Consider the following 22,675-nt stretch of genomic DNA (forward strand, 5'->3'; position numbering starts at 1 on the left):
AATCGTGCTCACAGGGGAAGTGCTTCCTGGGTGCCGGAGGGAACCGGTCGGCCGGAGGTCTGGGGAGCGGCCGGCGTGGTCGTACTGGGGGCGCGCTTGCGCCTGGCCGGCTTGGCACCGCTGGCCCGCTGAGCGCGGATCCGGTCGAGGAGGACGGAGGCGGGCTCGTCGTCGGGGTCCTGGAGGACCAGGGCGCCGGTGAAGGCGGAGTGGAGGAGGGCGTTACGAAGCCGTACAGCTTCGCGAGCCTGTTCGTCCAACTGCCCTTTCAAAGGGCTCACCAGTCTCATGGTATCGGCAATGGCCGTCGCCACGGCTTTCTGCTCGGCGCCTTTAAGAGGAATAGGAATTCGAGCAGAGCGAACAGTTGCCTGCGAGATGTTTCGCATCGAGTCGCTGGTTCCTGTCGCTGCCGCAGAATACTGAGATCGCACTGGTCGCGACGAGAGGACCTCGATGAGCCAATTCCTGTCAACCCCTGCTTCTGGCACCAATCGCAGACTCTTATCGCTGAGCATCAGCTTGGCACGAGTAGCGCCAACCAGGACTGGAGCGCCAACGTAGTCAACGGTATTTGCACGACTCACGAGAATATCGCCGCTATGGATCTCATAGTCAGGATTTGGTTCACGTTCGAGCGGCAACGCCTTGTTCTCGTCCGCCCTGAACTCACCCCAAGTCATGGCGCTGACCTTGATGACACCCCACTCATCATCGCGAGCTGGCCTCGGAAGGCAGGTGAAAGATTTCCCAGTCTCAATTCCTTCGAGGACGTCCCCTACAACACCCCATCTCCACCCTTCGGGTAGCGAATCCCCATCTGCCTGCCAGACGCCCCGAGAACGCACAGCTTGGGTAAGATCTTCAAACTTCTTGGCAGCCAGGCCCAAAGCCGCCTCCCCGGCCTCAACATGTGCCAGCTGATCTTCCAACTTGGCGACGATGCGGTGCTGTTCAGCGAGAGGTGGTACGGGGATCTCCAGCTCAGCCAGGTAAGGACGCGGTACACGTCGCTGGCCCACGGCACCAGTCATGTGTCGCTCCGCTGCCCGGCGGACGTGCCGTTGCAACAGAAAGTGCATCAAATATTCGGGTAGAACAGCTCCACGGCTCCGCAGCACATGGAACTCGGTGCTTCCCAGTGCACGTCCGCCGACCAGCCCTTGCGCCTTCGCGATCTTCCCGTTCTCCATGCAGGGCGTAATTTTCGCGAACAGTACGTCGTTCTCCTGGAACATGGTCAGCGACTTATTCTTGACGTCGCCGTACCGCACCTGCGTCGATGCGTCCATACGCCCCGTCGCCGCCTCAACAGCGGCCATGGGCACCTGGGAAATCAGTTCATCGTCACCGGGCTCCTCGTCGAAGCCCCGGGGATTCACATCGCACAGCTCACCGATCGTCCCCCGCACCCACCCCGCAGGAAGCCCCTCCGTGACGTCTTCCTCCGGACCCGAACCCCCCGGCTCCGGCCCCGCACCCGAGTCGGTCGTCACGCGCTTAGCTCCCTGTCCAGTTCAGTGATGATGTGTTCCGCCCGTGTCCCCCCGAATTCGGCGATGAACCCGTCCGTGCCGTTGTGCGAGGTGAAAGGGGCGTAATCGAGGTCAGCGGTGTCGAAGCGTACACGCTGGGCCGTCGCTGCGGCGATGTGGTCGAGCCACCAGCGTTGACGTTCCGTGAAGCGGGTGCCCATCTGTTCCTGACGGGCGATCCAGGCCTGATAGCGCTCGCGGACAAGCTCCTCGTACGGGCGCGGAGCCGGTGCGCCCCGCTCCGCGCCGCCCGCGAGTTCGTAGCGAAGCAGAGCCAGCAGGTCGGAGGCCGTGTGCTTGCGGCGGGTCCCGTCGGTCGCCGCCTCGCCCAGCTTCTCGTACGCTTGCCAGAGCTTGTCCGGGGTCCAGGCGCGCGGTGGGCGGGCGATGCTGCGGGCCACGTCGTTGAGTCTGTTCATGGCGACACTCGGCGGCACGTCGGAGCCGGCGCTGAACGCGATGGACATGGCCGCGATCTCGTCGCGGTTGTCGGCGATGTACTGGCGCCAGTCGCGGACCGTCTGTGCCGCCGTGTCCTTGTCGTCGACGACGGCGCCCGCGCGGAGTAGTTCGTCCGCGCCGTTCTCGTCGTAGAGGATGTCCTTGGCGCGCCGCATCTCCAGCAGGCGGGCGCGCAGCGGCGGCTGGGCGGCGAGCGGCTGAACGGCCCGCTCGATGAGGTCGCGCACCGCGCGCTCGGGATTGCGGCCAGCGCGCTCGGCGTCCTCGCGGACTTCCAGTTGCCGGTCCGCCGAGACGGCGTCGACCATCTCGTGAACGATCTTCGTCAGTTCCAGTCCGCCGCTCAGGCGCTGGATCTCGGTGCGCTCCTCGTCCGTCATCTGGATGTCGAGTTTGGCGAGGCGGGCCGCGAGGGTGGAGACCTCTTCCTCCTCGATGGTGTTTGCGGCAGTTTTACGGAGCAGCTTTTCCAGGCTGATCTGTTTGTCGGTGTGGCGTTCCAGCGGCGCCGCGTCGACCTTGGGTTTCTTTGTCACGCCGACCGCATCGACGATCACGAAGCGGGTCTTAGGACCGACGCCGGGGGTGACCTTCTCGAAGTCCGTGAGGGAGAGCGTGCGGGCGCCGCGGCCCTTCATCTGCTCGAAGTAGGCCCAACTCTTGACGTCTCTGAGGAATAGCAGGCATTCGAGCGGTTTGACGTCCGTGCCGGTGGCAATCATGTCGACCGTGACCGCGACGCGCAGGTCGGGAAGGTTACGGAAGGCCGCGAGGCGCTCGGCGGCATTGCGGGCCGCGCTGGTGATCTTCGCGCAGAAGTCGTTGCCCTTACCGAAGACATCGCGGATGACCTCGACGATCTCCTCCGCGTGGTTGTCATTCTTGGCGAAGACCAGCGTCTTGGGCACATACATCTCGTCCCACAACAGGTCACCGGTGTCCGGGTGGCGTTTGGCCCGCTCGGGGAAGATCTCCGTGAACAGCCGGTCGCGGAAGGTCTGGACGACCGTACGCAGCTGATCCTTGCTGATGACTCCGACACCGACCTGGTTGGCGCCGTACTCGATGTCCTCGTCAATGTCTTCGTAGCGTTGGCGGCGGGTGCGGCGGTCACGGACCGGGATGGTGCCCTGCGCGATGACTCCGCCCTCGGCGGTTATCCGTGTCTCGATCTCGTAGACGGAGAAGTCGACGTTGACACGGTCGGCCACGGCCTCCTGGTACGAGTACTCGCTGACCAGGTTGGCGTTGAAGTAGCCGAAGGTCTGGGCGACCGGGGTGGCCGTGAGGCCGACGATGGGGGCGTCGAAGTATTCGAGGACGGAGCGCCACTTGCCGTAGATGGAGCGGTGGCACTCGTCGACGACGATCAGGTCGAAGGACTCCGGGGGGATGTCCGCGTTGTAGCCGACCTCGATGCCGCCCGGCACCTCGACGTCGTAGCCGATGTCCCCGTCTCCCTGTTCGGCCCCCGGAAGGCTCGCGCCGGTCAGCTCCACGTAAAGGCGCTGCACGGTGGAGATGACGACCTTGGAGGAGATGAACATGCCCTCCGCGCCGAGGCGCTGGACGTTGTAGAGGTCGGCGAACTTGCGGTCGGTGTCGGGGGTCCTGAAGTTCTCGAACTCGGCGAAGGCCTGCGCGCCGAGGTTGTTGCGATCTACGAGGAAGAGGATGCGCTCGGCGCGGGCGTGCTTGAGGATCCGGTACGAGAACGTGACAGCCGTGAACGTCTTGCCTGCGCCGGTGGCCATCTGGACGAGGGCGCGGGACTGTCCCATTCCCTGCTGGCCCTTGCCGAGGGCCAGCGAGTTTTCCACGCCGCGTACCGCTTCGATCTGCGCCGGGCGCAGGGGGCGTTCGTCGAGTTCGGGCATGCGCCGGCGCAGCCGGGCCCGGTAGCTGGGGGCCTGCTCGTCCTCCTCGGCCTGGCGGACCCAGCGGGCCAGTGTGCGCGGCTGGTGGAAGGAGAAGATGCGGCGGGTGCGGGAGTCCGGGTCGAGGACGGACCGGAAGCGGGTCTCGCCGCCGTCACTGACGTAGCGGAACGGGAGCGGGGTGCCCCAGGCGGTGAGGCGCTGCTGGGCATCGGTGAGGTGGTCGGCGTAGCGGTCGGCTTGGGCCTCAGCGGCGGACAGGTCGGCGCCTTCGCGCTTGGCCTCGATGACGCCGACGAGCTTACGGTCGACATAGAGGGCGTAGTCGGCGCGGCCCCGGGCGGTGGTGACTTCGCGGACGGCGACGCCGTTGCCGCGCCGGTCGCCCTGGACGTGGAGGTTGAGGTCGGCGCCGCCGTCCTGGACGTCCCAGCCCGCCGCCGTGAGCATGGCGTCGAGTCGCTTGCGGACCTGCACTTCGGTGAGGGGTTCGCGGGACGCCTGTTCGGCGTTGTCGAGGAGGCGGGCGCGCTCAGCGACGGCGACCGACGCGGCGGCGCGGTCAGTGGTGGCAGTGTGGCGGCGGCCGAACTGTGTGGCCTCGGCGGCGGCCTGGAACTCCTTGAGCTGGTGCTGCACGGCCGCGACCGAGCGGGCCAGTTCCTCGCGCTCGGCCTGGGCCTGGGCGAGCTCGCGCTCGACGGTGCTGCGGGCGGCCTGCTCGGCCTGGGCCTGGGATGCCTGGTCGTGGTAGCTGAGGCGGGCCTCTTCCAGCTCCCTGCGGGCTCGTGCGACGTCCTGGAGCAGGCGTTCGTTCTCGGCGGCCGGGGTGTGGTCGGGGCTAGGCGGCACGAACGGCAACTGCTCGCGCGAGCCGGTGAGCAGCCGGTGGTACCAGGCCCCGAGGCGGAAGCAGGTGCGCAGGGCGCGGAAGGCGTCATCGGCGCTGTCGAGTCCCGCATGGCTCGCTTCATTGCCTAGGGTGCGCACCTCGTGGAAGGCGGTGCCCACGTCGCCGTGGAGATAGCCCTCCCGGTCCAGGGCCCGCAGCCGGTCGAACTGGGTGGTGCCCTCCACGCGGACCCGGGCCCGACTGACCAGGTCGGCCGCCATGGCCTCCGCGAACTGGCGGGATTTGATCAGGGAGGTGTTCGGGTCGCTGAAGACATGGCTTTCGGCGGCGGTTCCGTAGGCGACGAGCAGCGGAAGATGGGGCAGCAGGAAGCCGAAGTTGCGGGACTGCGCGGCCAGTCGTACAAGCCGGGGGTCTGACGCCTGAGGCGCCCCGCCTGCGCTGCTCATGGGGTTGGTACCGCCTCTCCGGGAGTGCAACGGTCGCCGGTATTGTGCGTTGTGATCGCTCGCCGAGCCTAACTGGCGGCCGCCCGACCGTCGGTAAGCGCTGGACTGGAACGGGGGAGGTGCACGACAACCGCGGCCTCAAGAATCGACCCGCGAACGAGACCCGCATCGTTCCGGCTCCGCCCCGCCTGGTCCGCATGCTCCGGGCTCACATCGAAGAGTTCGGTACGGCCAAGGACGGCCGGCTGTTCGCCAACGAGCGCGGGGGAGTGGTCGCCTCGACAACGTACTGGCGTGTCTGGGACGAGGCACGGCACCTGGCGTTCACGCCGGAACAGGTGGCCTCTCCGCTCGCCGCCCGGCCGTACGATCTGCGGCACGCCGCGCTCTCCTCATGGCTCAACGCCGGAGTGGATCCCACCGAGGTTGCGGAGCGCGCGGGCAACAGCGTCGAAGTGCTCCTCAGCCGCTACGCGAAGTGTCTCGACGGTCGGCAGGACGTCGCCAACCGTCGGATTGCCGAGTTGCTGGACGATGCCGGCGAAGAATGAAGCAGCGTAGCGCCTGAGCCCAACCTACTCACGTGAGTAGGTTGGGCTTCATTGCGTCCGGAGTGAAGGCGTGCAGAGCAATGTCTGTGGCAGCTCTCAGTAGGTGGCAAAGGGTCCCCCTGCTCAGGGCTGTCCCGTAATGATCTGTGGTGTGCTGAGTGAGCTGCTGAGGCAGTCACCCTTAGGGAACAGGTTGACGTCGCGAGCGGTCACCGCCGGAAATGCGGGGCTCAGGCGACCGATGCTCTGAAGGGATCAGTGGGGATGATCTCTGCCTCGTCCAGGAGCTGTTCCAACGCCTCGTGTCCGTGTTGCCGACGGAAGTCGATTTCGGCGGTGGTCACCGGCAGGGTCCACAGGATGCGGGCGTGTCCTCCAGGCAGCGGGCAGTGTTCGAGGTCCGGGCCGTGGAGATAGGGCAGGCTGATCAGCAGGTGGTCGCAGGTCGACCCCGGCACCCACGGTTCACCGATCGGCATGCTGTGGTCCAGGTCGAGTTGATGCCCTCCGCAGTGGTAGTAGGCAACCATCGCCATGAGTTCGATGAACCGCTGGTCTCGGACGTGTGCGGTCATGACGAACTCAAGGCCGCTACCGTGCTGCTCCATCGAGGCCCAGCACCCGGCGGTCACATAGGCCCAACTGTCGCTGCGGGGGCCGGGTCCCACAACGAGAACTCGCAGAGCGGGCAGTGCCGCTCGCCGTTCTGGGCCTAGGTCGTAGTCGACGGCCTCCACGGCATGCCCTACGAAGAACGCCCGGATGTGCGACTCAACGGCCTCCGCGGCCAGCAGCCTTGCATCACTCACCGCTCGATCATTCCAGACTGTGATCGACTGCCCCTGACCCCTTACGCACCCGAGAGGGGAGACGAGGCCGGCGACGGGACCTGATTCCGATACCCGACCTGCGGCATGATGGCCCCTGTGGACTACGGTCCGGGGGCCTTGTCGTTTTCCGGGGCTGACCTGCTGGTTCCTGGTCGGCAGCCAGTCCACGCATAGTCCACAGCACCCGACATACGGCCGCTCCGAGCGGCACATGGCTGCACATACGCGAAGACCCCGGCTCCAGCGTTTCCGCTGGTGACGGGGTCTTTGGGCACCTATTTCAAGGTGCCCCCGGCAGGATTCGAACCTGCGCACACGGCTCCGGAGGCCGTTGCTCTATCCCCTGAGCTACGGGGGCGTGTCGGTCGCGTTGCTCGCGGCGACGGACAGAACACTACCAGCTCCCTCGGGGTGATCAGGAACGGGTTTCCGGGGGTCGAGGAGGGGCGGGTGCCCCGCAGGGGGCGGAAGTGGGGAAAACCCGGACGCGGTGTCCGGTCCCGACCTACTCTCGAGTTGTGTCAGGCGCTTCGGGCCGGGTGCTTGTTGTGGACGACAACAAGGTCATTCGGCAGCTGATCAGGGTCAATCTCGAGCTGGAGGGCCTCGAGGTCGTGACCGCGTCCGATGGTGCCGAGTGTCTGGATGTCGTGCACCAGGTGCGGCCCGATCTTGTGACCCTCGATGTCGTCATGCCTCGTCTGGACGGCCTGCGGACCGCCGCCCGACTGCGCGCCGATCCTCGGACCCGCGACCTTCCCCTCGCCATCATCAGCGCCTGCACGCGGTACGAGGTCGAAGCCGGCCTGGAAGCGGGTATCGACGCTTTCCTTCCCAAGCCCTTCGATCCCGCCGAACTCGTCAGCCTCGTACGCAGGCTCATCGAGGAGAAGCGGGCGGAGGCAAGCGGTGGTCTCCTTCTCGGCGGCCTTGCGAGTGCCGACGGGGATATCGGACTCGGGTCCTCCCACAGTCCCGGCCCCGACTCCGATCCCGCCCGCAGTCCCGGCCTCAACCCCGACCCCGTCCGCAGTGCAGGCCCCAACCCCGACCCCAACCCCGCCCCCACCGTCCGTCACGACCTCGCCCTCAGTGACGGGCGCGGAGGTGACGGACGCGACCGAGGCGACGTGCGGCACGGGGGCGGCATGCGCAACGAACCCCGATGTGAGCACGAACCCCGATGTGAGCACGAAAGCCGGAGCGAGCACGAAAGCCGGAACGGGCACGAAAGCCGAAACGCGACGCCAGGGGAGCGGCACGGACACCAACACGAACAGGGACACGGACACCAGCACGAACAGGAACCGGGCCACGGACAAGGTCACCCAACCGAACCCACCCCCACGCAAGGGACCGGCGACAGCCCCATCGTCGAGCCCATCGCCGAATAGCCCCGCCCCTGCCCCTAGCCCCCGTCCTTCCCTCCAGCCCCGCCCCCGCCCCAGCCCCCCGACAGACGTCCGCCCGTCGGCAGGCCCCCGCCCCCCGGCGGACCCGCCGCACCCCCCGCCCCGTCCACATCCCGGACACCCCGAAACCGGCTCGCCTCCCCACCCCCCTCCTCCCCTACGCTTGTCCCGTGACCCCCGTCGAGTTGTCCCGCACCGTGCTGCACGCAGTGCGGTGTGCCGTGGACGACGGGGAGCTGAGTGTGGTCGTTCCCTCGCGGGTGGTCGTCGGGCCGCCCGGGCCGGGAGGGTGTGGGGACTACGCCACGAACGTCGCCCTGCAGTTGGCCCGCCCCGCCGGGCAGCCCCCGTTGCGGGTCGCCGCGCTGCTCCGGCCGTACCTGGTGCGCGCGGCCGGTGTCACCGACGTCGAGATCACCGGGCCGGGGTTCCTCAACATCAGCCTCGACCGGGCTCTCACGTCCACCGCCCTGGTCCGGCGGATCCTGCGCGAGGGGCCGCGCTACGGCCGTAGCGACGCCCTCGCCGGCCGGGTCTTCGCGTTGTGCGTGCCGTACGAGGTCCGTGCCGAGGTGGTGGCCGACGTGCTCGCGCGGGTCGTCGCCTCGCAGGGTGGGCGTGTCGAGATCGCGCACGGTGGCGAGGTGAATCTGCGGCCCGTGCCGGCGCCGGAGGACCCCGCTCCGCTCGGTCCGGACGCCGCCCGCTGGGCCCTGCTCCATCCGGCTCCGCACGACCGGCCCCGGATCACCGCCGATCACCTGGTCCAGCGGGAGAGCAACCCCCTCTTCCGGGTCCGTTACGCGCACGCCCGCACCCGCGCCGTCAGCCGCAACGCCGCCGACCTGGGATTCGGCACCCCCGGGCCCGAACCGCACGTGGAGGCGGCGGCGGACGCCCCTGACCTCTCGGCCCTCCTCGCGGACTACCCCCGCATCCTCGCCACGGCCGGCGCGCTTCCTCACCCCGACGCCCAGGCCGCCCCCTCCCGTCTCACCCGGCACCTCATCGCCCTCGCCGACGTGACGCTCACGCACCTGCCCGCCGTTCTCCCCCGCGGGGACGAGAAACCCTCGGCCGCCCACCGGTCCCGGCTCGCGCTCGCCGAAGCCGCCGGGACGGTGCTGGCCGGCGGCCTGTCCCTGCTCGGCATCGACGCACCCGATCACCTCTGAGAGAGCACGCCCAAGATGAGCCGTTCCGCACACCCCGCCGGGCCCCGTCACGCCGATGTCCTGCCGGAGGGGCACTACTCGGCGCCGCCCGCCGACCTCAACTCCCTCGACCCCAAGGTGTGGGCGCGGACCGTCACCCGGGACGCCGACGGGGTCGTCGTCGTCGGCGGCATCGACGTGAAGACGCTCGCCGAGGAGTACGGCACCCCGGCCTACATCCTCGACGAGGACGACTTCCGGGACCGGGCCCGTGCCTGGCGCACTGCCTTCGGGACCGATGCCGACGTCTTCTACGCCGGGAAGGCGTTCCTGTCACGCGCGGTGGTGCGCTGGCTGCACGAGGAGGGACTCAACCTCGACGTCTGCTCCGGCGGCGAGCTGGCCACCGCGCTCTCCGCCGGCATGCCCGCCGACCGCATCGCCTTCCACGGCAACAACAAGTCCACGGAGGAGATCGAGAGGGCCGTCGGCGCCGGCGTCGGGCGGATCGTCCTCGACTCCTTCCAGGAGATCGTCCGCGTCGCGCACATCGCCCAGTCCCTCGGCAGGCGGCAGCGGGTGCAGATCCGTGTCACGGTCGGCGTCGAGGCGCACACGCACGAGTTCATCGCCACCGCTCACGAGGACCAGAAGTTCGGGATCCCGCTGGCCGGGGGAGCGGCGGCGGAGGCCGTGCGGCGGGCCCTCCAGCTCGACGGTCTCGAGCTGATCGGGATCCACTCGCACATCGGGTCGCAGATCTTCGACATGTCCGGCTTCGAGGTCGCCGCCCACCGGGTCGTCGGGCTGCTCAAGGACATCCGCGACGAGCACGGCGTCGAGCTGCCCGAGATCGACCTCGGCGGCGGGCTCGGCATCGCGTACACGAGCGACGACGATCCGCGCGAGCCGCACGAGATCGCCAAGGCGCTGACCGAGATCGTCACCCGCGAGTGCGAGTCCGCCAGGCTGCGCACGCCCCGTATCTCCGTCGAGCCCGGCCGTGCCATCGTCGGGCCGACCGCCTTCACGCTGTACGAGGTCGGCACCGTCAAGCCGCTCGACGGGCTGCGGACGTACGTCTCCGTCGACGGCGGCATGTCGGACAACATCCGTACCGCGCTGTACGACGCCGAGTACAGCGTGGCGCTCGTCTCCCGCGCCTCCGACGCCGAGCCGATGCTCGCGCGCGTCGTGGGCAAGCACTGCGAGAGCGGGGACATCGTGGTGAAGGACGCGTTCCTGCCGTCCGACCTGGCACCGGGCGACCTGATCGCCGTCCCCGCCACGGGGGCGTACTGCCGGTCGATGGCCAGCAACTACAACCACGTCCTGCGGCCGCCGGTCGTCGCCGTGCGCGAGGGTGCGGCCCGTGTCATCGTGCGGCGCGAGACGGAGGAGGATCTCCTGCGGCTCGACGTCGGATAGGCGGCGGCCGGGCGGGGTGGAAGATCTCCTGTCCGCCGCCCCGGGACAATGAAATACATGTCTCACGATCCGGACCAGGGACAGAAACCCCGGTCCGGTGAGTGAGACTGGTGCAACCGTAGACGGTATGAGGAAACGAGGTCGGATGATGCGTACGCGTCCGCTGAAGGTGGCGCTGCTGGGCTGCGGAGTGGTCGGCTCAGAGGTGGCGCGCATCATGACGACGCACGCCGACGACCTCGCCGCCAGGATCGGGGCTCCGGTGGAGCTGGCGGGGGTGGCCGTGCGGCGGCCCTCCCGGGTGCGCGAGGGCATCGACCCGGCGCTCGTCACCACCGACGCCACCGCGCTCGTCAAACGCGGTGACATCGACGTGGTCGTCGAGGTCATCGGCGGTATCGAGCCCGCCCGCACCCTCATCACCACCGCGTTCGAGTACGGCGCGTCCGTCGTCTCCGCCAACAAGGCGCTGCTTGCCCAGGACGGCGCCGCCCTGCACGCCGCCGCCGACGCGCACGGCGAGGACCTCTACTACGAGGCCGCCGTCGCCGGCGCCATCCCGCTGGTCCGCCCGCTGCGCGAGTCGCTCGCCGGCGACAAGATCAACCGTGTCATGGGCATCGTCAACGGGACGACCAACTTCATCCTCGACAAGATGGACTCCACCGGGGCCGGCTACCAGGAGGCCCTCGACGAGGCCACCGCCCTCGGGTACGCCGAGGCCGACCCGACCGCCGACGTCGAGGGCTTCGACGCCGCCGCCAAGGCCGCCATCCTCGCCGGGATCGCCTTCCACACGCGCGTGCGCCTCGACGACGTCTACCGCGAGGGCATGGCCGAGGTGACCGCCGCCGACTTCGCCTCCGCGAGGGCGATGGGCTGCACCATCAAGTTGCTCGCCATCTGCGAGCGGGCCGCCGACGGGGGATCCGTCACCGCGCGCGTGCACCCCGCGATGATTCCGCTGACCCACCCGCTCTCCTCCGTGCGCGGCGCCTACAACGCCGTGTTCGTCGAGTCGGACGCGGCCGGTCAGCTCATGTTCTACGGCCCCGGCGCCGGCGGTGCTCCCACCGCCTCCGCCGTGCTCGGCGACCTCGTCGCCGTGTGCCGCAACCGGCTCAGCGGGGCGACGGGGCCCGGCGAGTCGGCGTACGCCGCCCTGCCGGTGTCGCCGATGGGTGACGTCGTCACCCGGTACCACATCAGCCTCGACGTCGCCGACAAACCGGGCGTCCTGGCGCAGGTGGCCACCGTGTTCGCCGAGCACGGGGTGTCCATCGATACGGTTCGGCAGCAGGGGCGGCAGGACGGGGACGGCGAGGCCTCCCTCGTCGTCGTCACCCATCGCGCGTCCGACGCCTCCCTCACCGGGACCGTCGAGGCGCTGCGCAAGCTCGACACCGTGCGGGGTGTCGCCAGCATCATGCGGGTTGAAGGAGAGTAACCAGCAATGACCCACCAGTGGCGCGGAATCATCGAGGAGTACCGGGACCGGCTGCCGGTTTCCGACAGCACGCCGGTAGTGACGCTCCGGGAGGGCGGCACGCCCCTCGTGCCCGCGCAGGTGCTCTCCGAGCGCACCGGCTGCGAGGTCCACCTCAAGGTCGAGGGCGCCAACCCCACCGGGTCCTTCAAGGACCGCGGGATGACGATGGCGATCACCCGGGCCAAGGAGGAGGGCGCCAAGGCGGTCATCTGCGCCTCCACCGGCAACACGTCGGCGAGCGCCGCCGCGTACGCCGTGCGGGCGGGCATGGTCTGTGCCGTCCTCGTCCCCCAGGGCAAGATCGCGCTCGGCAAGATGGGGCAGGCCCTCGTCCACGGCGCGAAGATCCTCCAGGTCGACGGCAACTTCGACGACTGCCTCACGCTGGCGCGCTCGCTGAGCGACAACTACCCCGTGGCGCTGGTCAATTCGGTCAACCCGGTGCGCATCGAGGGGCAGAAGACGGCCGCCTTCGAGATCGTGGACATGCTCGGCGACGCCCCCGACATCCACGTCCTCCCGGTCGGCAACGCCGGCAACATCACGGCGTACTGGAAGGGCTACAAGGAGTACGCCGCCGACGGTGTGGCCGCCAGGACGCCCCGGATGTGGGGCTTCCAGGCCTCCGGCAGTGCGCCGATCGTGCGCGGCGAGGTCGTCAAGGACCCGTCGACGATCGCCACCGCGATCCGCATCGGCAACCCCGCCTCCTGGCAGTACGCCCTCGCGGCGAGGGAGGAGTCCGGTGGGTTCATCGACGAGGTGACGGACCGTGAGATCCTGCGCGCCTACCGGCTGTTGGCCGCGCAGGAGGGCGTCTTCGTGGAGCCCGCGTCCGCCGCGTCCGTGGCCGGCCTGCTGAAGGCCGCCGAGCAGGGCAAGGTCGACCCGGGCCAGACGATCGTGTGCACCGTCACGGGCAACGGTCTCAAGGATCCCGACTGGGCCGTGGCCGGCGCTCCGCAGCCGGTGACCGTACCCGTCGACGCGGTGACCGCGGCCGAGCGCCTCGGGCTCGCGTGAGCGACCCGTGGGGGACGCGGGGGCGTCACCGGAAGACTTAGGCGCCCCTCCGGAGACCCACCGGTAGGCATAAGGGTCCTCACCTGGGGAACTTCCCCCAGGGAGGACGTCGCCCACCGGGGGTGCACAGGGGGCTTGCGACACGCATCGTGCGCCTCCTGTGCGCCCTATGTCGCCACAGAACCTTCCTTCGATAGGCTGTACCGAACCCGCGTTCCGCATATGCCTCCGCATCTCGCGCGGGCACGGGAACCGCGCCGTCCTCAGCGGCCCGAGGGTCTTCGTACGTCATCGAATGTCATTCGACCATCACGCAGCTCAAGGAGAGTCAACGAGCGATGGCCGGTCCAGCGTTCCGCGCCGCCGCCGTCCGGGTGCGCACCCCCGCCACCAGCGCCAATCTCGGTCCGGGCTTCGACGCCCTGGGCCTCGCGCTGGGGCTCTACGACGACGTCGTCGTCCGGGTGGCCGACTCAGGGCTGCACATCGACATCGCGGGTGAGGGCAGCGAGACACTGCCGCGCGACGAGAAGCACCTTCTCGTCCGCTCCCTGCGCACCGCCTTCGACGTCCTGGGCGGCCAGCCGCGCGGCCTGGAGATCGTCTGCGCCAACCGCATCCCGCACGGCCGCGGTCTCGGCTCCTCCTCCGCCGCCATCTGCGCGGGCATCGTCGCCGCGCGCGCGGTGACCATAGGCGGCGAGGCCCGCCTCGACGACGCCGCCCTGCTGGAGCTGGCGACCGAGATCGAGGGCCACCCCGACAACGTGGCGGCCTGCCTGCTCGGCGGGTTCACGCTCTCCTGGATGGAGGCCGGCGCCGCACGCGCGATCAGGATGGAGCCCTCGGATTCCATCGTTCCGGTGGTTTTCGTACCCGGGAATCCGGTCCTGACCGAGACCGCGCGCGGACTGCTGCCGCGTACCGTGCCGCATGTCGACGCCGCTGCCAACGCGGGCCGTGCCGCCCTGCTCGTCGAGGCTCTGACCAGGCGCCCCGAACTGCTGCTGCCCGCCACCGAGGACCGTCTCCACCAGGAATACCGCGCTCCCGCCATGCCGGAGAGCGCCGCGCTGGTGGAGCGGCTGCGCGCCGACGGGGTCCCCGCGGTGATCTCCGGTGCCGGACCCACCGTGATGGCCCTGGCCGACGCGGAATCGGCCGGAAAGGTCGAGCAACTGGCCGGTTCCGAATGGGCCGCCAACCGACTGAGCCTGGACCTCAAGGGGGCGAGCGTGCTGCCGCTCGCGCCCTCCGGCGACCTGTGAAAGCACACGGTTGCCGGATTTCGAGAGGGGGAATGTTTGTTGGATCCGGTAGTGTTAACCTCAAGTCTGCACCCGACCTCACCATGGCGAGGTGCTTCATGTCCCCCTCCGGGACAGACATTCTTCCGGGAGCTCCCCAAGCCGCACTGCGTTCCGTACGTCGTACCTGGGCAGTACGCCGTGCAGCGACGCTGAGCGGTCCGACGGGCACGCTCCGGAATCGGTGCGACCACGCCACGTGACACTGGATGTCACGGATCGTCGCGGAAGCGCCATCACCAGAAATCTCTTCCGCCGCTTTGGCGGACCACCGCCCCGGCTTCGCCACAGCAAGGACCGAAGTCGGACAGCACAACCGGTCGCCGAGCCAGACAGGCCGACGTCCGCTCCAGGGAAGGACCCTTCGTGAGCGACACCACCGATCTGATGGGCGCACGTGTCGAGGAGACCGCTGCCGCGCCCTCCACGGACGCCTCCGCGCCTGCCGCCGGTGCCGGCTCCCGGCGGCGCCGCGGTACCGGCCTCGAGGGCATGGTGCTGGCCGAGCTGCAGCAGGTCGCATCCGGCCTCGGCATCAGGGGCACCGCGCGTATGCGCAAGAGCCAGCTGATCGAGGTCATCAAGGAGGCGCAGGCGGGAAGCGGCGCGCCGGCCGCGAAGGCCGCGACGTCCTCCGCCGGGGACGCCACCGAGACCAAGCCCAAGCGCCGTGCCACCTCCAAGGCCCGCACGGGCGATGCCGCCACCGAGAAGAAGGCGGACGCCGCCCCGGCCGAGGCCCCCGCCGAGAAGGCCGTGGCCCAGCAGCAGATCGAGATTCCCGGCCAGCCCGCCGGGGGCACCGCGCGCTCGAGCGAGGCCGAGAGCGGCGGGAACGACGCTCCCGTCGAGCGTCGCCGTCGCCGCGCCACCGCCGACGCGGGCAGCCCCGAGACCGTCACGGCCGAGGCCAGGAGCGCCCAGAAGAGCGAGACCGCGGTCGCCACGCAGACCGAGCAGCCGCAGGGTGACGCCCGGGGCGACGCCGACGGCGCCGAGGGCCGCCGCCGCGAGCGCCGTGAGCGTGGCCGCGACCGTGACCGCGACCGCCGGGGCAAGGGCGACGACCAGCAGGGCCAGGGCGGTCAGCGCCAGCAGCAGGGCCAGCAGAGCGGCGGCCGTCAGGACCGCCAGGACCGCCAGGAGCGCCCGGACCGCCAGGACCGTCAGCGGGACAACGGCCCCCAGGACGACGACGACTTCGAGGGCGGCCGCCGCGGCCGTCGCGGGCGTTACCGGGACCGCCGCGGCCGTCGTGGCCGTGACGAGATCGGTACCGCGGAGCCGCAGGTCGCCGACGACGACGTCCTGATCCCCGTCGCGGGCATCCTGGACATCCTCGACAACTACGCCTTCATCCGCACGTCGGGCTACCTGCCGGGGCCGAACGACGTGTACGTCTCCCTCGCCCAGGTCCGCAAGAACGGCCTGCGCAAGGGCGACCACGTCACCGGCGCGGTCCGTCAGCCGAAGGAGGGCGAGCGGCGCGAGAAGTTCAACGCGCTCGTGCGTCTCGACTCCGTCAACGGCATGGCGCCCGAACACGGCCGTGGCCGCCCGGAGTTCAACAAGCTCACCCCGCTGTACCCGCAGGACCGCCTCCGTCTGGAGACGGACCCGGGCGTCCTCACCACCCGCATCATCGACCTCGTGTCGCCGATCGGTAAGGGCCAGCGTGGTCTGATCGTGGCCCCGCCGAAGACCGGCAAGACCATGATCATGCAGGCGATCGCCAACGCGATCACGCACAACAACCCCGAGTGCCACCTGATGGTCGTCCTGGTCGACGAGCGTCCGGAAGAGGTCACCGACATGCAGCGGTCGGTCAAGGGCGAGGTCATCTCCTCGACCTTCGACCGCCCGGCCGAGGACCACACCACGGTCGCCGAGCTGGCCATCGAGCGCGCCAAGCGGCTGGTGGAGCTGGGCCACGACGTCGTCGTCCTGCTCGACTCGATCACACGTCTGGGCCGTGCGTACAACCTCGCCGCCCCGGCCTCCGGCCGCATCCTGTCCGGTGGTGTCGACTCGACGGCCCTGTACCCGCCGAAGCGCTTCTTCGGTGCCGCGCGCAACATCGAGGACGGTGGCTCGCTCACCATCCTGGCGACCGCGCTCGTCGACACCGGGTCCCGCATGGACGAGGTGATCTTCGAGGAGTTCAAGGGCACCGGCAACATGGAGCTCAAGCTCGACCGGAAGCTCGCCGACAAGCGCATCTTCCCCGCGGTGGACGTCGACGCGTCCGGCACCCGTAAGGAAGAGATCCTGCTGGCCCCCGACGAACTCGGGGTCGTCTGGAAGCTGCGCCGGGTGCTGCACGCGCTCGACCAGCAGCAGGCGGTCGAGCTGCTTCTCGACAAGATGAAGCAGACCAAGTCGAACGCCGAGTTCCTGATGCAGATCCAGAAGACGACGCCGGGCAACGGCGACTGACGAAGGTCTTCACCAAAGGGCCGTCCCCTTGCGGGGGCGGCCCTTTCTGCTGTTCAGGCGCGGGGTACGATCACGCCCTTCGGTCAAGTTTTCGACCAAGATCTTCCTGATTTCCACGTCCCGAGGGGGGACTTGAGTGGGTACACCCACGTCCGGCGGCGGCCGGCACAGACGCCGGATCCGCATCGCCCTGCCCGCCGTCGCGGCCGGTGTCGCCACCGTCGTGGCCGGCGCGCTGTTCCTGTCGAGCGCGGAGGCCGCCGAGGCGCCGCCGTCGCCCGCGCACAGCGGCACCTCGGCCAAGGAACTCCAGCAGCGCCTCGCGTACGCCGTCGCCGGTGACGACCTCCCCGGACGGACCACGAAGGCGTCGCTGAGCGCGAACACCGCCACCACCGTCGACCCGAAGATCATCGGCGGTACGACGACGACCATCACCACCGCGCCCTGGATGGCGCAGCTCTGGTACGGCGACGACCGGGGGACCGCCACCACGGGTGACGACATCGGCTTCTTCTGCGGCGGCGCCGTCATCGCGCCGACGAAGATCCTCACCGCGGCGCACTGCGTCAAGGGCTACGACTGGCACGCCAACGGCGTCATCGTCACCGGCGCCACCCAACTGGCCACCGACACCGACCTGTACGGCGGCACGGCCACGGGCGTCTGGCGCCAGTGGAACCACCCGTCGTACAGCTCGGTGACCATCGACAACGACATCGCCGTCCTCACCCTGCCGAACCCGGTCAGGGCCACGCCGATCCGGATGACGACGGCCGCCGACACCGCCTCGTACAAGGCCGGCACGAACGCCAGGCTCTACGGCTGGGGGCGCACCACCTCCACCACCCAGGCCGTCTCCGGCACGCTGAAGACGGCCACGCTGCCGATCCAGTCCGACACGACGTGCGCGGACTTCTACGGCGCCGACTTCGCCAAGGGCCACATGGTGTGCGCCGGCACCCCCGCCAGCGGCAGCGACGAGGGCACGACCACCGCCTGCAACGGCGACTCCGGCGGCCCGCTCGTGGTGAACGGCCGCATCGTCGGCGTCGTCTCCTGGGGCGTGAAGAACTGCGTGGACAGCGGCGCCTACAGCGTCTTCAGCAAGGTCTCCACGTACGTCGGCGCCGCCCACCCGCGCGTCGACGACACCAACCTCAACGGTGACCACTACGCCGACCTGTGGATGCGCGCCGCCGCCGACAAGACCGGCTACGAGCGCGACTCCAAGGGCACCTCGCTCGCCGCCCGCCAGTCCTGGGGCACCTGGAGCGGCTTCAACGTCATCCTCCAGACCGACCTCGACCGGGACGGCTACCAGGACCTGCTGGTGCGCCGCGCCTCCGACGGCGACGTCTTCTGGAAGCACTACGTGCCCTCCAGCGGCACCTGGGCCACCAAGCTGGTCGGCGACAACTGGAAGACCCGGCTGAGCATCGTCGCCCCCGGTGACGTCACCGGCGACCAGCTGCCCGACCTGGTCTCGGTCGACTCCGCCGGCGCCCTGTGGGTCTACCCGGGCAAGGGCAACGGCTCCTTCGCCACCCGCGTCAAGGCGGGCGTCGGCTGGAACTCGTTCGACTCCGTGCGCGGCCACGGCGACTTCAACGGCGACGGCCTGGCCGACCTGATCGCCCGCAAGAAGAGCGGCGGCGCGGTGTACCTGTACAAGGGCCGCGGCAACGGCACCTTCGCCGCCGGCGTGAAGGTCGCCACCTGGAGCACCACGACGTACAACGCCCTCGCCACCGTCGGCGACGTCAACGGCGACGGCAAGGCCGATCTGCTGGCCCGCACCCCGGCCGGCGCGCTGTACCTGTACCGAGGGACCGGAAGCGCCGGAAATGTGATCTTTTCCGCACGGCTCTCGCTCGGGACGACGTTCAAGCAGTACGACATCTTCGCCTGACCCCGCAGGTGAGCGGGGCGCTCCTCCGCCCGCCCGGTGACGCTCCGTGCCCGACCGCTCCCCGGTCGGGCACGGAGCGTTGTGCAACCCTGTGCCGGGTTTCTCCGTCTGACGTGGCGGAGGGACGATGGTGAGGTCGACACGAGACAGAGGAGCACATGTCCGCCGAGAGCACGCCGGAGCCCGGCATACCGGGAGAGTCCGGCACAACGGATGAGGCCGGCGGCGGTGGACCGCGCCGACGGCCCGGAGGCCGGCGCCGCAGGCCCCGCGCCCGGCGCAGAGGCGTCATGATCGCCGCGTGGACCGCGGCGGGAGTCGTCGTGCTGGGCGGCACCGGACTCGGGTACGTGTACGTCAAGCTCAACGGCAACATCAAGAGCGTCGACATCGACCAGGCCCTCGGCACCGACCGGCCCACGAAGGCCGACAACGGCTCGGAGAACATCCTGGTCCTCGGCTCCGACACCCGCTCCGGCGCCAACAAGAAGCTCGGCGGCGGCGCCGACGACGGCAGCGCCCGCTCCGACACCGCGATGATCGTCCACGTGTACGAGGGCCACAAGAGCGCCAGCGTGGTCTCCGTGCCGCGCGACACCCTCATCGACCGCCCCGAGTGCACCGACACCCGCGGCGGCACGCACGACGCCGCGACCGGCGTGATGTTCAACTCGGCGTACACCACGGGCGGTGCCGCCTGCGCGGTCAAGACCGTCGAGTCGATCAGCGGCGTCCGCATGGACCACTACCTGGAGGTCGACTTCTCCGGCTTCGAGAAGCTGATCGACGAGCTGGGCGGGGTCGAGATCACGACGACCAAGGACATCAAGGACCCCGACAGCCATCTGGACCTCAAGGCCGGCACGCACACCCTCGACGGCGCACAGGCCCTCGGCCTGGTCCGCACCCGGCACGGCGTGGGCGACGGCTCCGACCTCGGCCGCATCCAGCTCCAGCAGGCCTTCGTCAAGGCCCTGGTCGACCAGGTCAAGGACGTCGGCCTCCTCACCAGCGGCACGAAGCTGTACGCCCTCGCCGACACCGCCACCAAGGCCGTCACCACCGACTCCGACCTGGGCTCCCTGAACTCCCTGATGTCGTTCGCGGGCGGTCTCAAGGGCATCGGCGCGGCCGACATGAACATGGTCACCCTGCCGGTCCGGTACGACCCCGCGAACCCCAACCGGGTCATCGTCGAGAAGGCGAAGGCCCAACAGGTCTGGACGGCCCTGCGGAACGACCGCCCGATCCCCAGGTCCGCCACCGAGGGCACCGCCACGGGTGAGGCGGCGGGCGTCGTGTCCTCGTCCTGACCGGCCTTGAGCCGAAGGGTGAGAGCCGACGGCCGGGAGTCGAGGGCGAGAGCCGACGGCCGAGGGCCGCAGGCGTGGTGCCGGACCGGCAGCCGGAACCCGTGCGAAACCACCGCGGGACCCGCCTCGGGAACGCGCCGGGAATAGATCGCCCCACCCCCCGGTTTTGGGGGATGCGGCCAGTCCTGGCAGACTGGTACGTCGGCTCCGGTTCACGCTTCCGCATCCCGCGGACGGCGACCCGGCGCCCTCCCGAAACCTAGGAGACACCTTGAAGCGCGACATCCACCCCGAGTACGTCGAGACGCAGGTCAGCTGCACCTGTGGCGCGTCGTTCACCACCCGCAGCACCATCGAGTCCGGTGCCATCCGTGCCGACGTGTGCTCCGAGTGCCACCCGTTCTACACGGGCAAGCAGAAGATCCTCGACACCGGTGGCCGTGTGGCCCGCTTCGAGGCCCGCTTCGGCAAGGCCGCCGGCTCCCAGAAGTAGCGAGCCCCATTTCGCCGGTCCACGGCCGCGCCCCCGCCCGGGGCGCGTGCCGGGACCGGCGTTTTTGGTCGTCTGCCTTCCCTTTCGTCCGCAGTACAGGAGCCAGAGATGTTCGAGGCCGTCGAGGAACTCCTCGGTGAACACGCCGACCTGGAGAAGAAGCTCGCCGATCCGTCGGTCCACTCCGACCAGGCCAACGCGCGCAAGCTGAACAAGCGCTACGCCGAGCTGACCCCGATCGTCGCCACGTACCGCTCCTGGAAGCAGATCGGCGACGACGTGGAGACCGCGCGCGGCTTCATCGCCGACGACCCGGACTTCGCCGCCGAGGTCAAATCGCTGGAGAAGCAGCGCGAGGAGCTGACGGAGAAGCTGCGGCTGCTGCTCGTCCCGCGTGACCCGAGCGACGACAAGGACGTCCTGCTGGAGATCAAGGCGGGCGCGGGCGGCGACGAGTCCGCGCTGTTCGCCGGCGACCTGCTGCGCATGTACCTGCGCTATGCGGAGCGCGTCGGCTGGAAGACCGAGATCATCGACGCCACCGAGTCCGAGCTGGGCGGCTACAAGGACGTCCAGGTCGCGGTGAAGACCAAGGGCGGCCAGGGCGCGACCGAGCCCGGTCAGGGCGTGTGGGCCCGCCTGAAGTACGAGGGCGGCGTGCACCGCGTCCAGCGCGTCCCGGCGACCGAGTCCCAGGGCCGTATCCACACCTCCGCGGCCGGTGTCCTCGTCACGCCCGAGGCCGAGGAGGTCGACGTGGAGATCAACCCCAACGACCTCCGCATCGACGTCTACCGGTCCTCCGGGCCGGGCGGGCAGTCCGTCAACACCACCGACTCCGCGGTGCGCATCACGCACGTTCCCACCGGAGTCGTCGCCTCCTGCCAGAACGAGAAGAGCCAGTTGCAGAACAAGGAGCAGGCGATGCGTATCCTGCGCTCCAGGCTGCTCGCCGCGGCGCAGGAGGAGGCGGAGCGGGAAGCCGCCGACGCCCGCCGCAGCCAGGTCCGCACCGTCGACCGCTCCGAGAAGATCCGCACCTACAACTACCCGGAGAACCGCATCTCGGACCACCGGGTCGGCTTCAAGGCGTACAACCTGGACCAGGTCCTGGACGGCGACCTCGACGCGGTGATCCAGGCCTGCGTCGACGCGGACTCGGCAGCGAAGCTGGCAGCCGCGTAAGGCACGTACGCACGACCGAGGACGACACGGAGGACTTGCGTGCAGCGATCATCTGGGGGACGTTCCCCGAACCCCCGCAGTCTGCTGCTCGCTGAGGTAGCTCAGGCCACCCAGCGGCTGGCCGACGCCGGCGTGCCCTCGCCGCGCAACGACGCGGAGGAGCTGGCCGCGTTCGTGCACGGGGTGAAGCGGGGGGAACTGCACTCCGTGCGGGACTCCGACTTCGACGCCCGCTACTGGGAGGTCATCGCCCGCCGCGAGCAGCGCGAGCCGCTCCAGCACATCACCGGACGCGCCTACTTCCGGTACCTGGAGCTACAGGTCGGGCCCGGCGTCTTCGTGCCGCGCCCGGAGACCGAGTCGGTGGTCGGCTGGGCGATAGACGCCGTACGGGCGATGGACGTGGTCGAGCCGCTGATCGTCGACCTGTGCACCGGCTCCGGGGCCATCGCGCTCGCCCTCGCCCAGGAGGTCCCGCGCTCGCGCGTGCACGCCGTGGAGCTGTCCGAGGACGCCCTGGTGTGGACCCGCAAGAACATGCAGGGGTCCAGGGTCGACCTGCGCCAGGGCAACGCCCTGGACGCCTTCCCCGACCTCGACGGCCAGGTCGACCTGGTCGTCTCCAACCCGCCGTACATCCCCCTCACCGAGTGGGAGTACGTCGCCCCCGAGGCCCGCGACTACGACCCCCAACTGGCATTGTTCTCGGGCGAGGACGGCCTCGACCTGATCCGGGGCATCGAACGCACCGCGCACCGCCTGCTGCGGCCCGGCGGCGTCGTCGTCATCGAGCACGCCGACACCCAGGGTGGCCAGGTGCCGTGGATCTTCACCGAGGAGCGTGGCTGGGCCGACGCGGCCGACCACCCCGACCTCAACAACCGGCCGCGCTTCGCCACCGCGCGCAAGGCGCTGCCGTGACCGCCCCACCGACTTCAACCGAGCAGTACGTGCACGAGGAGGCCC

The 22,675-nt window shown here is 69.6% G+C and carries 14 protein-coding genes, 1 tRNA gene and 2 pseudogenes; 13 read left to right on the forward strand and 4 right to left on the reverse strand.

Going from position 1 to position 22,675, the window contains the following annotated elements:
• Positions 1-8: 8 nt before the first annotated feature.
• Together ACFYO5_RS20240 and ACFYO5_RS20245 are read right to left on the reverse strand one after the other, a co-directional pair.
• Positions 9-1,496 carry a restriction endonuclease subunit S gene (locus tag ACFYO5_RS20240; protein WP_388710264.1) on the reverse strand — a complete coding sequence of 496 codons (1,488 nt, stop codon included), beginning with the start codon at positions 1,494-1,496 and terminating at the stop codon, positions 9-11.
• On the reverse strand, positions 1,493-5,176 hold the full coding sequence (locus tag ACFYO5_RS20245) for a DEAD/DEAH box helicase family protein (protein ID WP_388710266.1): 3,684 nt from the start codon (positions 5,174-5,176) through the stop codon (positions 1,493-1,495). Before ACFYO5_RS20245 ends, ACFYO5_RS20240 begins: the two co-directional genes overlap by 4 nt.
• An 80-nt stretch (positions 5,177-5,256) precedes the next feature.
• Here ACFYO5_RS20245 and ACFYO5_RS20250 point away from each other — a divergent pair.
• Positions 5,257-5,727, forward strand: a pseudogene (locus ACFYO5_RS20250) (site-specific integrase); the annotation flags it as partial.
• 230 nt (positions 5,728-5,957) lie between these two features.
• On the opposite strand, the gene ACFYO5_RS20255 reads toward ACFYO5_RS20250, so the two are convergent.
• Together ACFYO5_RS20255 and ACFYO5_RS20260 are read right to left on the reverse strand one after the other, a co-directional pair.
• A complete protein-coding gene (locus ACFYO5_RS20255; protein WP_388710268.1) occupies positions 5,958-6,536 on the reverse strand; it encodes a suppressor of fused domain protein in 579 nt (192 codons plus the stop codon).
• Between the two features lie 307 nt (positions 6,537-6,843).
• Positions 6,844-6,915, reverse strand: a tRNA-Arg gene (locus ACFYO5_RS20260).
• Between the two features lie 112 nt (positions 6,916-7,027).
• Between ACFYO5_RS20260 and ACFYO5_RS20265 the strand changes: the two are divergent.
• The 12 genes and pseudogenes from ACFYO5_RS20265 to prmC all read left to right on the forward strand — a co-directional run.
• Positions 7,028-7,513 (forward strand): annotated as a pseudogene (locus ACFYO5_RS20265) (response regulator); the annotation flags it as partial.
• A 626-nt stretch (positions 7,514-8,139) separates the two neighbouring features.
• Complete coding sequence (gene nrtL / locus ACFYO5_RS20270) at positions 8,140-9,144, forward strand: ArgS-related anticodon-binding protein NrtL (RefSeq protein WP_388710270.1); 1,005 nt, start codon at positions 8,140-8,142, stop codon at positions 9,142-9,144.
• Between the two features lie 15 nt (positions 9,145-9,159).
• Positions 9,160-10,551, forward strand: coding sequence for a diaminopimelate decarboxylase (gene lysA, locus ACFYO5_RS20275; RefSeq protein WP_388710272.1), 1,392 nt, complete (start codon positions 9,160-9,162; stop codon positions 10,549-10,551).
• 148 nt (positions 10,552-10,699) lie between these two features.
• On the forward strand, positions 10,700-11,998 hold the full coding sequence (locus tag ACFYO5_RS20280) for a homoserine dehydrogenase (RefSeq protein WP_356567734.1): 1,299 nt from the start codon (positions 10,700-10,702) through the stop codon (positions 11,996-11,998).
• A gap of 6 nt (positions 11,999-12,004) precedes the next feature.
• Complete coding sequence (thrC, locus tag ACFYO5_RS20285) at positions 12,005-13,063, forward strand: threonine synthase (protein ID WP_356567615.1); 1,059 nt, start codon at positions 12,005-12,007, stop codon at positions 13,061-13,063.
• A 338-nt stretch (positions 13,064-13,401) separates the two neighbouring features.
• On the forward strand, positions 13,402-14,331 hold the full coding sequence (gene thrB, locus ACFYO5_RS20290) for a homoserine kinase (RefSeq protein WP_388710275.1): 930 nt from the start codon (positions 13,402-13,404) through the stop codon (positions 14,329-14,331).
• A gap of 405 nt (positions 14,332-14,736) precedes the next feature.
• Complete coding sequence (rho, locus tag ACFYO5_RS20295; RefSeq protein ID WP_388710277.1) at positions 14,737-16,806, forward strand: transcription termination factor Rho; 2,070 nt, start codon at positions 14,737-14,739, stop codon at positions 16,804-16,806.
• Between the two features lie 136 nt (positions 16,807-16,942).
• Complete coding sequence (locus ACFYO5_RS20300) at positions 16,943-18,718, forward strand: trypsin-like serine protease (RefSeq protein ID WP_388710279.1); 1,776 nt, start codon at positions 16,943-16,945, stop codon at positions 18,716-18,718.
• 158 nt (positions 18,719-18,876) lie between these two features.
• Positions 18,877-20,031, forward strand: coding sequence for an LCP family protein (locus tag ACFYO5_RS20305; RefSeq protein ID WP_388710281.1), 1,155 nt, complete (start codon positions 18,877-18,879; stop codon positions 20,029-20,031).
• Between the two features lie 271 nt (positions 20,032-20,302).
• Complete coding sequence (gene rpmE / locus ACFYO5_RS20310) at positions 20,303-20,524, forward strand: 50S ribosomal protein L31 (RefSeq protein ID WP_356567605.1); 222 nt, start codon at positions 20,303-20,305, stop codon at positions 20,522-20,524.
• A gap of 108 nt (positions 20,525-20,632) precedes the next feature.
• The gene (gene prfA / locus ACFYO5_RS20315; protein ID WP_356567603.1) at positions 20,633-21,709 is read left to right on the forward strand and encodes a peptide chain release factor 1; all 1,077 of its coding nucleotides are present in this window, start codon (positions 20,633-20,635) and stop codon (positions 21,707-21,709) included.
• Between the two features lie 81 nt (positions 21,710-21,790).
• The gene (prmC, locus tag ACFYO5_RS20320; protein ID WP_356567732.1) at positions 21,791-22,630 is read left to right on the forward strand and encodes a peptide chain release factor N(5)-glutamine methyltransferase; all 840 of its coding nucleotides are present in this window, start codon (positions 21,791-21,793) and stop codon (positions 22,628-22,630) included.
• Positions 22,631-22,675: the final 45 nt, after the last annotated feature.

This window comes from Streptomyces sp. NPDC006259, from assembly GCF_042870975.1.
In the GTDB taxonomy this organism is placed as follows: domain Bacteria; phylum Actinomycetota; class Actinomycetes; order Streptomycetales; family Streptomycetaceae; genus Streptomyces.

Excerpts from the sequence above, each read along its gene's own strand:
- ACFYO5_RS20245 (WP_388710266.1), bottom strand. The coding sequence starts at position 5,176 with ATGAGCAGCGCAGGCGGGGCGCCTCAGGCGTCAGACCCCCGGCTTGTA.
- lysA (WP_388710272.1), top strand. The coding sequence starts at position 9,160 with ATGAGCCGTTCCGCACACCCCGCCGGGCCCCGTCACGCCGATGTCCTG.
- ACFYO5_RS20280 (WP_356567734.1), top strand. The coding sequence starts at position 10,700 with ATGCGTACGCGTCCGCTGAAGGTGGCGCTGCTGGGCTGCGGAGTGGTC.
- thrC (WP_356567615.1), top strand. The coding sequence starts at position 12,005 with ATGACCCACCAGTGGCGCGGAATCATCGAGGAGTACCGGGACCGGCTG.
- thrB (WP_388710275.1), top strand. The coding sequence starts at position 13,402 with ATGGCCGGTCCAGCGTTCCGCGCCGCCGCCGTCCGGGTGCGCACCCCC.
- ACFYO5_RS20305 (WP_388710281.1), top strand. The coding sequence starts at position 18,877 with ATGTCCGCCGAGAGCACGCCGGAGCCCGGCATACCGGGAGAGTCCGGC.
- prfA (WP_356567603.1), top strand. The coding sequence starts at position 20,633 with ATGTTCGAGGCCGTCGAGGAACTCCTCGGTGAACACGCCGACCTGGAG.